The sequence below is a fragment of the Asanoa sp. WMMD1127 genome, from assembly GCF_029626225.1.
Taxonomy (GTDB): domain Bacteria; phylum Actinomycetota; class Actinomycetes; order Mycobacteriales; family Micromonosporaceae; genus Asanoa.
The window spans coordinates 4,674,340-4,687,533 of the sequence record NZ_JARUBP010000001.1 but is presented as its reverse complement, the minus strand read 5'-3'; the positions used below and the strand labels follow the sequence as shown (position 1 = coordinate 4,687,533).

At 72.6% G+C, this 13,194-nt stretch carries 17 protein-coding genes; 9 read left to right on the top strand and 8 right to left on the bottom strand.

What is annotated here, in order from left to right:
- Nucleotides 1-25 precede the first annotated feature (25 nt).
- The gene (locus tag O7635_RS22395) at nucleotides 26-778 is read left to right on the top strand and encodes a metallophosphoesterase (RefSeq protein ID WP_278082412.1); all 753 of its coding nucleotides are present in this window, start codon (nucleotides 26-28) and stop codon (nucleotides 776-778) included.
- 6 nt (nucleotides 779-784) lie between these two features.
- On the opposite strand, the gene O7635_RS22390 is transcribed toward O7635_RS22395, so the two are convergent.
- Entirely contained in the window at nucleotides 785-1,207 is a 423-nt protein-coding gene (locus O7635_RS22390) for a hypothetical protein (RefSeq protein WP_278082411.1), read from the bottom strand.
- Nucleotides 1,208-1,264: 57 nt separating this feature from the next.
- Nucleotides 1,265-3,469, bottom strand: coding sequence for a hypothetical protein (locus tag O7635_RS22385; RefSeq protein WP_278082410.1), 2,205 nt, complete (start codon nucleotides 3,467-3,469; stop codon nucleotides 1,265-1,267).
- A gap of 223 nt (nucleotides 3,470-3,692) precedes the next feature.
- Between O7635_RS22385 and O7635_RS22380 the strand changes: the two genes are divergently transcribed.
- From O7635_RS22380 to O7635_RS22370, 3 genes are read left to right on the top strand one after another with little or no spacing between them, the layout of a single operon-like run.
- Nucleotides 3,693-4,208, top strand: coding sequence for a sigma-70 family RNA polymerase sigma factor (locus O7635_RS22380; RefSeq protein ID WP_278082409.1), 516 nt, complete (start codon nucleotides 3,693-3,695; stop codon nucleotides 4,206-4,208).
- The gene (locus O7635_RS22375) at nucleotides 4,201-5,079 is read left to right on the top strand and encodes a hypothetical protein (protein ID WP_278082408.1); all 879 of its coding nucleotides are present in this window, start codon (nucleotides 4,201-4,203) and stop codon (nucleotides 5,077-5,079) included. The genes O7635_RS22380 and O7635_RS22375 overlap by 8 nt, the downstream gene beginning before the upstream one ends.
- 27 nt (nucleotides 5,080-5,106) lie before the next feature.
- On the top strand, nucleotides 5,107-5,412 hold the full coding sequence (locus O7635_RS22370; RefSeq protein WP_278082407.1) for a hypothetical protein: 306 nt from the start codon (nucleotides 5,107-5,109) through the stop codon (nucleotides 5,410-5,412).
- On the opposite strand, the gene O7635_RS22365 is transcribed toward O7635_RS22370, so the two are convergent.
- Both O7635_RS22365 and O7635_RS22360 read right to left on the bottom strand, forming a co-directional pair.
- Nucleotides 5,409-6,080 (bottom strand): DNA alkylation repair protein, encoded by a 672-nt coding sequence (locus O7635_RS22365; RefSeq protein ID WP_278082406.1) that lies wholly within the window; start codon nucleotides 6,078-6,080, stop codon nucleotides 5,409-5,411. The genes O7635_RS22370 and O7635_RS22365 overlap by 4 nt on opposite strands.
- 37 nt (nucleotides 6,081-6,117) lie before the next feature.
- The gene (locus O7635_RS22360; protein WP_278082405.1) at nucleotides 6,118-6,567 is read right to left on the bottom strand and encodes a MarR family transcriptional regulator; all 450 of its coding nucleotides are present in this window, start codon (nucleotides 6,565-6,567) and stop codon (nucleotides 6,118-6,120) included.
- Nucleotides 6,568-6,634: 67 nt separating this feature from the next.
- On the opposite strand from O7635_RS22360, the gene O7635_RS22355 reads away from it, so the two are divergent.
- The gene (locus tag O7635_RS22355) at nucleotides 6,635-7,225 is read left to right on the top strand and encodes a class I SAM-dependent methyltransferase (RefSeq protein WP_278082404.1); all 591 of its coding nucleotides are present in this window, start codon (nucleotides 6,635-6,637) and stop codon (nucleotides 7,223-7,225) included.
- Here the strand turns inward: O7635_RS22355 and O7635_RS22350 are convergent.
- The 3 genes from O7635_RS22350 to O7635_RS22340 form a co-directional block, all read right to left on the bottom strand.
- Nucleotides 7,183-7,740: an AAA family ATPase gene (locus tag O7635_RS22350; protein ID WP_278082403.1), complete on the bottom strand. Its 558-nt coding sequence runs from the start codon at nucleotides 7,738-7,740 to the stop codon at nucleotides 7,183-7,185. The genes O7635_RS22355 and O7635_RS22350 overlap by 43 nt on opposite strands.
- Before the next feature lie 10 nt (nucleotides 7,741-7,750).
- Entirely contained in the window at nucleotides 7,751-8,947 is a 1,197-nt protein-coding gene (locus O7635_RS22345) for a glycosyltransferase (protein ID WP_278082402.1), read from the bottom strand.
- 114 nt (nucleotides 8,948-9,061) lie between these two features.
- Nucleotides 9,062-9,925 carry a LysR family transcriptional regulator gene (locus O7635_RS22340; RefSeq protein WP_278082401.1) on the bottom strand — a complete coding sequence of 288 codons (864 nt, stop codon included), beginning with the start codon at nucleotides 9,923-9,925 and terminating at the stop codon, nucleotides 9,062-9,064.
- A 75-nt stretch (nucleotides 9,926-10,000) separates the two neighbouring features.
- Between O7635_RS22340 and O7635_RS22335 the strand changes: the two genes are divergently transcribed.
- The gene (locus O7635_RS22335; protein ID WP_278082400.1) at nucleotides 10,001-10,624 is read left to right on the top strand and encodes a dihydrofolate reductase family protein; all 624 of its coding nucleotides are present in this window, start codon (nucleotides 10,001-10,003) and stop codon (nucleotides 10,622-10,624) included.
- A 31-nt stretch (nucleotides 10,625-10,655) separates the two neighbouring features.
- On the opposite strand, the gene O7635_RS22330 is transcribed toward O7635_RS22335, so the two are convergent.
- The gene (locus tag O7635_RS22330; RefSeq protein WP_278082399.1) at nucleotides 10,656-11,186 is read right to left on the bottom strand and encodes a helix-turn-helix domain-containing protein; all 531 of its coding nucleotides are present in this window, start codon (nucleotides 11,184-11,186) and stop codon (nucleotides 10,656-10,658) included.
- 91 nt (nucleotides 11,187-11,277) lie between these two features.
- Here O7635_RS22330 and O7635_RS22325 point away from each other — a divergent pair, with 91 nt between their 5' ends.
- Genes O7635_RS22325 through O7635_RS22315 form a run of 3 tightly spaced genes read left to right on the top strand, consistent with a single transcriptional unit; the run spans nucleotide 11,278 to nucleotide 13,153 of the window.
- Nucleotides 11,278-11,640, top strand: a complete 363-nt coding sequence (locus tag O7635_RS22325) for a hypothetical protein (RefSeq protein WP_278082398.1) — start codon at nucleotides 11,278-11,280, stop codon at nucleotides 11,638-11,640.
- Nucleotides 11,637-12,368, top strand: a complete 732-nt coding sequence (locus tag O7635_RS22320; RefSeq protein WP_278082397.1) for an ATP-binding cassette domain-containing protein — start codon at nucleotides 11,637-11,639, stop codon at nucleotides 12,366-12,368. Before O7635_RS22325 ends, O7635_RS22320 begins: the two co-directional genes overlap by 4 nt.
- On the top strand, nucleotides 12,356-13,153 hold the full coding sequence (locus O7635_RS22315) for an ABC transporter permease subunit (protein WP_278082396.1): 798 nt from the start codon (nucleotides 12,356-12,358) through the stop codon (nucleotides 13,151-13,153). The genes O7635_RS22320 and O7635_RS22315 overlap by 13 nt, the downstream gene beginning before the upstream one ends.
- Nucleotides 13,154-13,194 lie beyond the last annotated feature (41 nt).

Sequence of the window (13,194 nt, the reverse complement as noted above, 5' to 3'; positions counted from 1 at the left end):
ACACGACCGCACTCCAGGAGGCAGCATGCCGAAGATCGTGCTCATCGGCGACGTCGGTGGCTGCGCGGCCGAGCTCACCAGGGTGGTCGCGCCGCTGCTGGCCGATCCGGACGCGGTCTTCATCCAGGTCGGCGACCTCGTCGACCGCGGTCCGGACAGTCCGGGTGTCCTGGCCTTCGTCGGCGACCAGCTGCCGGGGCGGCGCTGGATCCAACTGATCGGCAACCACGAGGCGCCGTACGTGGGCGCGGAGCCGTTCTGGCCGCATCCGCTCGCGGAGGGCGACGCGCGGCTGCTGGGCGAGTGGTGGCTCACGGAACAGCTGCGCGTGGCCGCGGCGGTGCGCACGGCGGACGGCGAGGAGTTCCTGGTCACCCACGCCGGCCTCACCCCGGCGGCGTGGCGGGAGCTGGGCGAGCCGGTCACCGCCACGACGGCGGCGGATCTGCTGAACACGCGGCCGGCGGACCTCCTCTGGCACGACCGGGGCCCGTTGTGGGCGGAAGCCGGCCCGGACCTCTACGACGGCTGGCTGCACGCCTCGCAACCGATGCCGTTCTCGCAGATCCACGGCCACTCGACGATCGTCAACTACCGCCACCGAACCTGGACCTGCGGCGAACGCATCCGCCAACGCTCCACCGTGGACTGGGCAGCGCGCCACACGGTCACCCGCATCGGCACGGGCCACTTCCACGCGATAGACCCGAAACACGGCCGCACCGGCGCCCCCACCTGGTCACCTTTGACCCTCCCCGACGCGACCCTGCTGGCCTGAGCGACCTCAGGCGTCGGGCGGGATGGTCGGGGCCAGCAGGTCGAGGGCGCGGGACGTGGTCAGGTTGGTCGTGTCCGGGTCCGCGACGTCGAACAGGCGGGCGTCGGTCTCCGCCGCCAGTGCGACCAGCGCCTCGAGCCACCGCCTGATCTCCTGGCGGAAGCCCTCCACCGGCTCGTCCCACGAGGTGTCGTTGAACTCGATGACCACCCGTTGGATGCCGGACGACCCCACGTAGACGAACCCGTCGAGGCCCGCCCGTGAGCCCGTCCGTTCCAGTTCGACGATGTCGCCGTCGGCCATCGGCAGGTCCAGCTCTGGATCATCGTCGAACAGCTCGCGCAGGTGGCGTACCACCGTGTCGGTCGGCAGGTCGGTGCCTGGCTTGCCGGTCTCGTCGAATCGCATGACGACCAGTTGGTCACCCATAGGAGCCGGGTCGGGTCGGCCTCGCGGCCGGCCCGACCCGCTCACCTCCTCAGCGCATCACTCGGGGAAGTGCAACGTGTAAGGAATGCCGTTTCGGATCAGGCAGTCGAGCACGTCCTGGGTGGGGCCCAGGGTGTCGTAGGCATTGTGCGGCAGGAAGTGCCAGTGCACCGCACGGACCTTGTATTTCTTCGTCGTGCCGGTCGCGTCCTTCGCGTCGATGCTCGCCTGCTTCATCATCCAGGCGTCCTTCTCACACTCCGCGACCTCGCCGCCGTAGTCGGGGACGCCGGTCTTCACCTCGTGCAGCGTGAGCTCGCCCGGCGGATCCTCGACCGCGATGTCCGGCTTGCGGGCGACCGACCGAGGCGTCGGCACCTGCGGTGTGGACACCCGGAGGTCCCGATGGCGTACGCCGGTCAGCAGGTTGTCGGCGACGAAGTTCTCGCCGTCGCGCCAGTTGAACATGTAGCGCACCCGCGGACCCGGCACGTGCAACGGGTTCTGGTACGCCGCCCGCAGTCGCGCGAAGCTCGTCCGCTTTCCCTTGGCCAGCCGCAGCATGCCCGGCCGGACCGCCATGATGCCGACGTCGGCGCGGGCCGCCGCGGTGCCGGCCTCCTGGATCGCGGTCCAGTCGTCGCCCAGGATGAGCTCGAGCGCCGACTCCTTGATGCTGTCCGGGATGCTGTCGTAGGTCGCGACGATCAGCACGACCTGTTCGAGCCGGTGCGCGAAGCGGATGACGAACCGGGCCGCCTTGCCCGGGATCGCGATCGCGTCGCCCGCGTAGGGCACCACGCCGAGGATGCTCAGCCCCGCGCCGACCCAGTCGCCGTGGATCAGGCCGGCGATGGTGTCGCGCAGGTCGGCCAGGCCGCCGAGGATCCAGCCCACGACCGGGATGGCGCTCAGGCCCCCCGAGCAGAGGTTGCCGGCGAGCCAGGCGATCGAGTCGCGCGGCGCGAAGTCGCCCGCGAACATGCCGAGGAGGAAGTCGCTGACGTACGTCCACTTGTCGATCTGCTCGTCCGGCTGGGCCGGGTCGAGTCCCTGGTCTTCGGCGTGCTGGACCTCGTAGTCGTCGCGCAGGCCGTCGCCGTCGGTGTCCTGCGCCAGCGGGTTGATCCCCCGCTCGTTGACCTCGTCGCCGTCGGACAGGCCGTCGCCGTCGCTGTCCACATTGTTGAGGTCGGTGAGGGCTTCCTCCTCGGCGACGTCGATGAGCCCGTCGCCGTCGGTGTCCGTCGCGTTGGGCGTGGCCACGATCGGCGGCACGTCGCCGGGCGCCGGCGGGGCGCGCGGTTGGTCGGCCACGAGCGGGTTGCTGCCCTGAGCCACCTCGGCGCCGTCGCTGGCCCCGTCACCGTCGGTGTCGGGATCGGTCGGCCTGGTGCCCAGCTCCTGCTCCTGCAGGTTGGTCAGGCCGTCGTTGTCGGGGTCTTCGGCCGCGTCGGAGACGCCGTCGCGGTCGGTGTCGGCCAGGCCGGGCATCGCCAGGCCGGCCAGCTCGGTGATCTCGAACTTGTCGGTCAGCTGGTCACCGTCGGAGTCGACGAGCAGCGGGCTGGCGCCGAACCGCAGCTCCACCACGTCGACCACGCCGTCGCCGTCGTGGTCGCCGTCGTAGGTGATGCCGAGGCGGGTCAGCACGTGGAAGCCGTCGGCCCAGGCCTTCTCCGCGTGCACCGTGGCGGACGTGGGGTTGGCCTTCTCCAGCATCTTGTCGGCCTTGTCGAGGCCGGACCGCGCCGCGTCGAGGTCGCCGAACGCCGCGCTGAGGCCGGGCGGCGCGGGCGCGGGCGGCGGGGTGCGCCGGAACGGCCCGATGGTCGCCTCGGCGTCCTGGATCGCCGCGTCGGCCAGGAGCCGGATCGCGGTCAGCACGTTGACCAGCGCCGTGGCGTGCGCCTCCGTGGCCGGCCCGTCCGGCACCTGGTTGCCGCTGAGCCGGCTCTTGAGATAGGACGCCAGGTGCTTCAGGTTGTCGAACGAAGCGCCGCCGTCGCCGGCGCCCTTGAAGCGCGCGCCGTCGAAGTAGCGGTTGGCCACGTCGGCCGCCACCGCGTCGACGCGGCTCTCGCCCAACCCGTCACCGAGGTACGGCCGTACGGCGTCGATGGCATCGGTGATCGACTGGCGCGCGTCGCGCGTGTATTCGGTGGTCGGAATCGCGGCGACGCCGTCCTGCCAACGAGGCGTCTCCTCCGCCGACGCCTCGCCCGCGAACATCGCCAACTGCGCCACGACCGCGATCGCCACCGCCGCGGCCAGGCTTCTTCGTCGTGGACCAGCATGAGCTCGCATACACGTACTCCCATCTGTCGACCGAACGACGGGAGCGTATGCGGCAACCGTGGCCACCATGTGACCGCCCGACCACGGGTTGTCATGTTCGCCGGAACCCGTCCTGAATGGACGGAGTTTTCGCCATCTGGAGCGGACGCGACCTGTCACCTCCGGCGCCGGCCGTGGGTCGTAGGGGGTGAAGACGGAGGTGACGGTGGACGGCGATGTCGACCTGCACGAGCTCTACCGGGTGGCGGCGGCCCGGCTCACGGCGCAGCTGTTCGGCGTGACCGGCGACTACGCGGAGGCGCAGGACGCGGTGCACGAGGCGTTCGCGCGCGTGCTCGCCCGGCCGGGACGGCTGCGGGGCGTCGACAACCCGGAGGCGTGGCTGCGGACCGTGGCGCTGAACGTGGCACGGTCCCGGCACCGGCGGCGGGTGCTCTTCGAGCGGTTGGCCCGGACGGGGCGGCTTCGCCGGGACGACGTGGTCGCGCCCCTTTCACCGGACCATGTCGCGTTGGTCGCGGCGTTGCAGACCCTGCCGCGGCCGATCCGGGAGGCGGTGGTGCTGCACTACATCGCCGACCAGCCGGTGGCCGAGGTGGCCGGGACGCTCGGCTGCAGCGTCGAGGCGGTCAAGACCAGGCTGTCGCGGGGCCGGCGGGCCCTGGCCGCGGCCATCACCGACCAGGAGGCGACCCGTGCGTGAACCCGACTTCGCCGGGCTGGCCGAGGCGGCCCGGCAGGCGTTCCGGCCCGACTGGGCCGACGTGGTGGCCAAGGCCGCCCGCCGCCGCCGGCTCCTGCGGGCGTTCGGGGCGGCCGTGGTGGCCGCGGTGGTCGCCGCCGGCGGCGGGCTGGCGACCGGCACCCTGGGCGGCGCCCCGACGCCGACGCCGACCCCGGCGGGCAGCCCCTATGCGCTGCGGCACGCGGCCGAGAACCCGAAGCCCGGCGGCAGCCCCATCCCCCAGATCTCCGTGACCTCGTACGCCGTCGCCGGCGACCTCGACCATCTCTACGTGCCGGTTCGTGACTGCCGCGGCCGGTGCGTCGACATGGTCGCCGCCACCGCCGACCGGGGCCGCACCTGGAGCGCGGCGGAGCTTCCGGGTGGCGGGATCAACTCGTCCCGGTTCGTCGTCGCGGCCGCGGGCGCCACGGTGGTCGCCGTCGTCCGGGGCCGAGCGGACCGGCCGGACGACTACCGCACCAGCACCGACGCGGGCCGCACCTGGCGCCCGGCGCCGGTCGCGGAGGTCGCCGCACTGCCCGCCGACTGGGTGTCGGTCGAGGCGCGGGGCGACCGGCTGATCGCGGTCGACCCGCGCACCGGTGACCTCGCCGGCGTCGCGCTGCCGCTCCTGGAGGCCCGCGTGGTGGGGACGGCGACGGACCGCTGGGTGTTCGGCTACACGGGCACGGAGCCGACGGCCAGGCGCGGGAAGCTGCGCTACGTCGGCAAGTCGCTCGCCGTCACGCGCGACGGCGGGCGCACCTGGAGCGTGCGCAAGCTGCCCAAGGACGACGTGTTCGCCGACGTCGCGGTCGCCGACGGCCGGCGGGCATACGCGATCTAGCAGACGAACGCGGCGTACGAGCAACGGTTGTACCGCAGCGCCGACGGCGGCCGGACCTGGGACGAGGGCACCGACGTGCCGCTGCCCTCCGGCCGGACCCGGATGTTCGGGACGGCCGACGGCACGGCTTACCTGTCCGCGTCCGAGAAGCTGTGGCGCGTCGATGCGCGGTCGCTGGGCCAGGTACGCGACGGTCCTCGGCCGTACGCCCGGATCCTGCCCGTGCCCGGCGGCGGCTACCTGGCGACCGGTCTCAAGCCGGAGGTCGGGCTGTGGCTGTCGACCGACGGCCGCTCCTGGTCACAGCTGGACACACCGGTGCTCCGGCGTTAGGCGTCCTGTCGCCGCCGGACCATCTCGGTGATCCAGATCGGGGCGTACGGCGACGTGCAGCCCGGCGAGGTCGGATAGTCCTTGAGCACCTCGAGGCGTTCGCCGATCGCCAGCGCACGGGCGCGGTGGGCGGCGTGGTCGATGCCGATCTGCGCCAGGCAGTGGTTCATCGCCCACTGCAGCCGGGCCGGGGCGCCCTTCATGTCGGCCTCGATCACGTCGAGCAGGCCGGTCAGGTCGAGGACCTCCGGCTCGGCGGTGACGCGTTCGGTGGTCAGGGCCCAGCCGGCGCTGGCCACCACCGGGTCCGGGTCGGCGAACCAGGCCACCCGCAGCGCCTCGGCGTGCGGGCTCTTCTTGACGACGTAGTTGACGAGCCAGTCGTGCACCTTGGGCGTGCGGGCCTCGCGGAGCATGGTGTCGAGCTCCGCCCGGTCGAACGCCTTCGGGCGGCAGATCAGCAGGGCCAGCAGCCGGGCCGCGCTGTCGCCCGTGCGCCAGAGCTCGCGGGCCAGGTCCTGCTGGGTCTTGAGCCGCTTCGCGACCGCCCGCAGCTTGCTGAGGTTGACGCCGTGGTCGTCGCCGTGGCGCTCGTTGACCTCGCAGGCCCTGGGGTCCTCGAGCTCCGCGAGCTCGGCCATCACCTCGGAAACCGTCGTCCCGGCCACCTCGACCTCCCGTCAGTGCAGCAGCCTAGCGGCCGGGTCAGGGCGACCGCTCGCCGGTCATCACCCGGACCAGGGCGGACAGGCCGACCAGGGCCGCGTCGACCTCCGCTGTGGTCATCGCGGCGACCCACCGCTCGTACTGCTGGTGGAAGCCCTCCGCCATCGCGGCGTGCAGGCGGCGGCCCTCGTCGGTCAGGCGCAGCACGTAGAAGTTGCGGTTGCGGGCGTCGCGTTCACGGACGAGCAGGCCCTTGCGTTCGAGCTCGGCGGCCATCCGGCTCACCGTGCTCTTCTCCAGGCCGAGCAGGTCGACGAGGTCACGCTGCGACAGCGGCGGGTCGGTGTCGAGCACGTGCACCGCGAACGCCTGGGTCATCGAGACCTGGAATCCGGCGATCGGGTAGTCGGGCTGGAGCGCGCCACCGACCCGCATGAACTCCATGATCAGTTCATGCAGGCGGCGGGCGTCGGACTCAGAGTTGCGCATTGCAACTCGACATCCTACAGTGGGTCGGGAGAGTTGTAGCTTACAACTGATCTAGGAGTGGGTCTCCATGGCCGGTCACCGCAACCTGCCCACGTTCTTCATGGGCCATCCCAGCCGGTTCTACGACTTCATGGCCCGCCGGGTGTTCCGGCGCATGTACCGGCGGATCGCGGCCGACGTCGACGCCACGGCACCCCGTGGCGCCCGCGTGCTGGACGTCGGCACCGGGCCCGGGATCCTGCTGCTCGAGCTCGCCCGGCTGCGGCCGGACCTCGACCTGACCGGCATCGACCTGTCGCCCGACATGGTCGCCACGGCCGGCCGTCACCTGGCGCCGTTCGGCGACCGGGCGCGGGTCCGCACCGCCGACGTCACCGACCTGCCGTTCCCTGACGGGTCGTTCGACCTGATCGTGTCGTCGCTGAGCCTGCACCACTGGGACCACCCCGAGGCCGCGGCGCCCGAACTGACGCGGACGCTGCGGCCCGGTGGCCGGATCCAGATCTACGACATGCCGTTCGCGCCGTTCTCCGCCCTTGACCGGGCCGGTGCGGCGCAGCGGGACCGCTTCCGCACCGGCATCCCGATCCTCCGCGGGTTCACCCGGTTCGTCGTTCAGGCGCCCGGCTCGCGCAGCGCCTCCACCAGGCGGGCGTAGGTCTCCGCCACGGCGCCCTCCACACTGGACACCACCACCGTGTCCGGTCGCACGAGCGTCATCAGGTCGTCGTACATCCTCCCGAGCAGTGCCGGCCCGCCGCGCGCGCCGACGAGCCGGTGGTGGTGGCGTACCCATGGATCGTCGGCGTCCCGGCGGGCCCGGCGCGCGAACCGCTCGATCGCGGCCGCCCGCTCGTCGACCAGGACGACCTCGACGAAGCCGGCCCCGTGCGCACGGGCCAGCTCCGCGAACGCGGTCACCTCGTCGAGACGGCCGAAGTACTGCGCCAGCACGACGTCCCGCCCGCCGTCCAGGTGGGCCGCCGCCATCGCCCGCACGAGCGGCCACACCACGTCCCACGTCCGGTTGTCGTCGTCCGCCCACCCGCCGACCAGCCGGTGCACGGCGTCGACGTCGAGGTTGAGCACGCCGGGATGCCGATCCGCGTAGCGCCCGGACAGGGTGGACTTGCCGATCCCGGGCGGGCCGTTCAGGTGTACGAGTCGCGCCACCGTGCCAACCCTACGCAGCCAGCTCCAGCAGTTTCTCCGCCGCGACGGTCGTGCCGTCGGTGCGGATCGTGGCGGCCACGGCGGTCGCCCGCTCCCGGCTCGCCAACGCCGTCGCCAGCGCGGCCGCGAACGCCTCCGCGGTCGGCCCCGGACCGTGCCCCACGGTGATGCCGGCGCCGATGCGCAGGGCGGCGACCCGGTCGGCGAAGTACGGCTGGTCGGCCCACTGCGCCACGACCACCTGCGGCGCGCCGGCCAGCGTGGCGGTCGTCGTGGTCCCCGCGCCGCCGTGGTGGACGACGGCGGCCACGCGCCGGAACAGCTGCTGCTGGTTGACCTCGCCGACGACGAGGCAATCAGGGCGGTCGTCGACGCCGTCCAGCTCGGCCCACCCGCGACCGACGATCACGCGCCGGCCCTGGGCCCGGATCGCCTCGATCGCCAGACCCGCGATGCCGTCGGGCGCGACCATGCTGCCGAAGCTCACGTAGACCGGCGGTGGGCCGTCCGCGAGGAACGCCGCGAGGTCGGCCGGCAGGGGCCGCTCGTCGGGCGCGACCCAGGCGCCGGTCTGCAGCACGTCGACCCCGTCGCCCGGCCACGGCGCCAGCACCGGATCGGCCGCCAACCACGGACGGGCGGTGTGGATGTAGTCGCGCACGTTGTCGACCGGCGGCAGGCCCGCGCCGAGCCGGGCCGCGTTGAGCGGCTCGCGCAGGAACGCGTTGTAGTTGTCGATGCTCAGCTGCTCCAGGGCCGCCGGGTCGGTCACGTCGGCCGACACCGGGAGGCCGGGCAGCGGCTGCGGGCGGTGGTGCGGCGAGGGCAGGAAGATCGGGCAGTAGGTCACGTGGACGGACGGCACGCCGAGCAGGTCGGCCACCGAGCGGGCGCCGGCCGCGGCCGGCAGGACCCCGCTGCCCACGATGACGTCGCAGCCCTCGGCCGCCTTCGCCAGGGCGTCGAACTGGGTGGCGATCAGCTTGGCCGCGACCTCGGCGACCGACGGGGGCGGCGTCGTGTGCACGAGGGTCCGGACCGGGTCACCGATCGGGGTGAACGGCACGCCCACCTCGGCCAGCCGGTCGGCGCAGTCCGGCGGTGCGCACACCACCGCCTCGGCGCCGAGCTCCCGCAGCTTCCGCGCGAGCGCCGCGTAGGGCTCGACTCCCCCGCGCGAGTCGAACGTGGACAGGACAACACGCATGTCTGCATCCCCCCGGATTGCTTGCTGTTGTGGGCTTCGAGCAGCGATTCTGCGCCCCGACCCCGGTCTTGCGGCAAGGCCGGGGGTCCGCTATATGTTGAAGAGGGGCCACGATCAGGGCAGCGCCGCCAGGATGTCGATCAGCGCGGTGGTGGCGGGTGGGTCGGGCGGATCCCCGTACACCGCGGCGTAGATCTTTCGGGGTGTGTCCGGGAGCGGCGTGGCATGGACGCCCGGCGATCGGTGGGCGCGCAGGGCGAGGCCGTTGACGATCGCGACGCCCATGCCCGCGGCGACGAGCGCCTGGGTGATGACGGTGTCGTCGCAGAAGTAGGCGATGCGCGGCGTGAAGCCGGCGCGCGCGCAGGCGGCGGTCGTGGCGGCCCGGCAGCGCTCGCAGCCGCCGACCCAGGCCGAGTCGCGGTGGTCCTCGAGCCGCTGCCGCGGCCGGTCGCTGACCAGGAACAGCGGGTCGTCCAGCAGGTGGGTGAGGCGGAAGCCGTCGGCCTCGTCCGGCGGGGTGTCGGCGTTGCGGAAGATCAGGGCGATGTCGACCTTGCCGGCCCGCAGCATCCGCAGGCCGTCGGCCGGGTGGGCGTCGACGATGTTGAGCTCGATCCCGGGGTGGCACTGGGCGAGCACGGCGGCCGCCTTCGGCACCAGGGTGCTGAGCACCGTCTGGAAACCCGCGAGGCGCACGCGGCCGGCGCGCAGACCGACGCGGGCGGCCAGCTCGACCGACGCGGCGTCGAGGCGCCCGAGGATCTCGGCCGCCCGCCGCGCCAGCAGCTCGCCCTCCGGGGTGAGCCGGACGCCGCGGCCGACGCGCTGGATCAGCTTGGCGCCGGTGGCGGCCTCCAACCGTCCTAAGTGGTGACTGACCGACGGTTGGGAGTAGCGAAGCTCCTTCGCGGCTTCGGTCACCGAGCCCAGCCGGGCGACCGCCTCCAACACCCTGAGGTGGGTCACGTTCAGCATCGATCAAGTTTATCTATGAGACTTGCGGTGAGTTGGCATTGGACGTCATGACCGCGGCCCTGCCAGCATCGGGTCATGTCACTCGTACGCGTCCAGAACTTCTCCATCTCCCTCGACGGCTACGGCACCGGCGCGGGCCAGAGCGCCGACGCGCACTTCGGTCACGCCGGCGACCGGCTGCACCAATGGATGTTCGCGACCCGCTACTGGGCGGCCGGCGGGAGCGGCGGCGTCGACGACGCGTTCGTCCGACGCTTCGACGACGGGATCGGCGCCGAGATCATGGGCGCGGGCAAGTTCGGCCACCCGGGCTGGCACGAGGACCCGGACTGGAAGGGCGCGTGGGGCCCGAACCCGCCGTTCCACACGCCGGTCTTCGTGCTCACCCACCACCCGCGCGAGTCGATCGAGATGGAAGGCGGCACGACGTTCCACTTCCTCGACGCGCCGCCGGCCGAAGCGCTCGCCACGGCCCGCCAGGCCGCGGGCGACCGCGACATCCGCCTGGGCGGCGGCCCGACGATGATCCGCGACTTCCTCGCGGCCGGCCTCGTCGACCACCTGCACGTGGTGGTGGTCCCGATCGTGCTCGGCCGGGGCGTGCGCCTCTGGGACGGCCTGGAGGGGGTCGAGAAGGACTACCGCGTGGAGGCCACGTCGTCGCCGAGCGCGGTCACCCACCTGACCTTCACCCGCTAGCGCGCCCGAACGCGTACCCCCGTGGGGGTGATCAGGCCGTTGGCAGGGAGATGAGGGAGAGGATGACGCGGGACTTCGCGGGGTTCTCCTCCAGGTAGGGCTGCAGCACCTCGAGGAAGCCCTGGCCGATCGCGGCCACGTCGGCGTCGTCGACGTACAGCGGCACCTGGTTGTAGTTGAACTGGGGCATGCGGTCGCGGAGCTCCCCGCGGTCCACGAACCGGTCGAACTCCTCCGCGAGCCGGGCCAGCAGCATCAGGAACGCCTGGCGGTGCTGGGTTTCGGTCATCGTGCGCGCCTCGTCGTCGCCGATGCGGGCCGCCGTGTCGTTGAGCGCCAGGGTCCGCTCAGTGGTGCCGCGTACCCGCCGCTCGCTGACGACCACCAGGTAGCCGCCCTCGATCAGGGCCGCCACATGCCGGTAGAGGGTCGCCGGCGGGATCTCCGGCAGGTCCTCCTTCAGCTGCGTGGTGGTGACCTCCCGGCCCATCACCGTGTGCAGGATCCGCCAGCGGACGGGGTGGAGCAGCAGGTCGGCCAAGGGAGTACGCGAATCGGCCATGCCGCCTCCATCGTTATCGCGCTTGATATTAATATCGTGAGTGATAGCATTCGTCTCACGAGCGAAGTGGGACGACGGAAGGAAGTGTGGCGTGAGCGCTGTATCTGTCCACAACGAGGGGTTGACCCTGCGGTTCTCCGGGTGGGAGCAGCTGTTCGTGCGCCGCGCGATCGAGGTGGTGCCGCTCGCGGCGGTGTCGGGCGCCGACGTCGTCGAGGGGTGGCTCTACCGACCGCTGGGCGTCCGGGCCGGCCTCGTCGTCAGCGGCCTGCTCAAGGTCGGCACCTGGCGGTCACCCGGCATCACCCGGCTGGTCTGCATCCGGCGCGGGGAGCCGATCCTGCGCGTCACCGTCGACCGGCGGCGGTCCGGTGGGCACTTTGACGAGCTTCTGATCGGTACGCCCGACGCCCGGTCGGCGGCCGACGCGCTCAACACCCACCGGGTGCCATGACCGGCGTCGAGGTCGGCGTGGCCGGGCTGACGAAGCGGTTCGGGACGGTCACCGCCGTCTCGGACCTCACATTTCGGGTGCGACCGGGGCTGGTGACCGGGTTCCTCGGGCCGAACGGGGCCGGCAAGACGACCACGCTGCGGGCGATGCTCGGACTGATCCGCCCCGACCGTGGCGAGGCGACGTTCGGCGGTTCCCGCTACGCCGCTCTGGCCAGCCCGTCGCGCGTGGTCGGGGCGGTGCTCGACTCCTCCGACGCGCATCCGGCCTGCACGGCGCGTGACCACCTGCGCATCTACGCGGCCATGGGCGGCCACCGCGCGTCCCGGATCGAGGAGGTCATCGACCTGCTGGACCTCGGGACGTACGCGGACCGGCGCACCCGCGGCTTCTCCACCGGCATGCGCCAGCGGCTGAGCCTCGCCGTCGCGCTGCTCGGCGACCCGGGCGTGCTCCTGCTCGACGAACCGTCCAACGGCCTCGACCCGCAGGGACTCGCCTGGTTGCGCGGCTTCCTGCGCACGCTGGCCGCCGAGGGTCGCACGGTCCTGGTCTCCAGCCACGTGCTCAGCGAGGTCCAGCAGACCGCCGACGACGTCATCCTGATCGCCGCGGGACGGCTGCTGGCCGCCGGCCCGCTGCGCGATCTGACGGGCCCGGACCGCACCCTCGAACAGGCATTCCTGGACCTGACCGCCTCGACCGTGGAGCCGGCATGCGCGACCTGATCAGGGCGGAGACCGTCCGGCTGTTCTCGACGCGGCTGTGGGTCGGTGCGCTGGTCGCCGCGGTGCTGGGTGGTGGCGGGCTCGTCGGACTCGTGGCCGGGATCGGGCCGCAGCACGTCGATCCGCCGTTGCCGGGGCTGGACACGCCGGACGGCGCCCGTGCGGTGCTCGGTCTCGTCAGCGTCACCCTTTTCCTGCCCGCGCTGTTCGGGACGGTGGCCGTGACCGGTGAGTACCGGCACCGCTCCATCACCACCACGTTTCTGTTCTCGCCGGTGCGGTGGAAGGTGCTCGTGGCCAAGCTGGCGGTGCACACCGCGGCCGGGATCGGCTACGGCGTGGTGCTGGCCTGCACGGCGACGGCCACGCTCTACCTGGCCGCCGCGACGCACGGCACCTCCCTCGGGTTGCCGCCCTCGGAGGTGGCAGGCTTCACGCTGCGCCTCGTCGCCGCCTGCGCCGTCTACACCCTGATCGGTGTCGGCGTCGGGGCGCTGGCGCGGCACCAGCTCGTCGCGCTGGCCGTCGTGGTCGGCTACTTCTATTTCCTCGAGCTCCTCCTCGTTCTCATCCCCGGCGTCAACCTGGCCTACCCGTTCCTGCCCGGCGGGGCGACCTCGTCCCTGCTGCGGTTCGACTACGTCACCGAGAGCGTGTCGGCCCAGACCGGCGCCGCGGCGACCGATCTCCTCGGCACGCTGCAGGGCGGCCTCGTGCTGTTCGGCTATGCCGCGCTCGCGTCGCTGGTGGCGATGGTGCTGCCGCTGCGCCGGGACGTCCGGTGAGCTGCGGTCCGGGCGGCGTGCGGGCCCGTCCCGCGGCTAGG

Bases quoted from the DNA above. Each gene is read 5' to 3' on its own strand.
- O7635_RS22340 (WP_278082401.1), bottom strand. From the start codon at position 9,925: ATGCTGAACGTGACCCACCTCAGGGTGTTGGAGGCGGTCGCCCGGCTG.
- O7635_RS22330 (WP_278082399.1), bottom strand. From the start codon at position 11,186: ATGGCCGATTCGCGTACTCCCTTGGCCGACCTGCTGCTCCACCCCGTC.
- O7635_RS22345 (WP_278082402.1), bottom strand. From the start codon at position 8,947: ATGCGTGTTGTCCTGTCCACGTTCGACTCGCGCGGGGGAGTCGAGCCC.
- O7635_RS22335 (WP_278082400.1), top strand. From the start codon at position 10,001: ATGTCACTCGTACGCGTCCAGAACTTCTCCATCTCCCTCGACGGCTAC.
- O7635_RS22320 (WP_278082397.1), top strand. From the start codon at position 11,637: ATGACCGGCGTCGAGGTCGGCGTGGCCGGGCTGACGAAGCGGTTCGGG.
- O7635_RS22360 (WP_278082405.1), bottom strand. From the start codon at position 6,567: ATGCGCAACTCTGAGTCCGACGCCCGCCGCCTGCATGAACTGATCATG.
- O7635_RS22395 (WP_278082412.1), top strand. From the start codon at position 26: ATGCCGAAGATCGTGCTCATCGGCGACGTCGGTGGCTGCGCGGCCGAG.
- O7635_RS22390 (WP_278082411.1), bottom strand. From the start codon at position 1,207: ATGGGTGACCAACTGGTCGTCATGCGATTCGACGAGACCGGCAAGCCA.
- O7635_RS22315 (WP_278082396.1), top strand. From the start codon at position 12,356: ATGCGCGACCTGATCAGGGCGGAGACCGTCCGGCTGTTCTCGACGCGG.
- O7635_RS22355 (WP_278082404.1), top strand. From the start codon at position 6,635: ATGGCCGGTCACCGCAACCTGCCCACGTTCTTCATGGGCCATCCCAGC.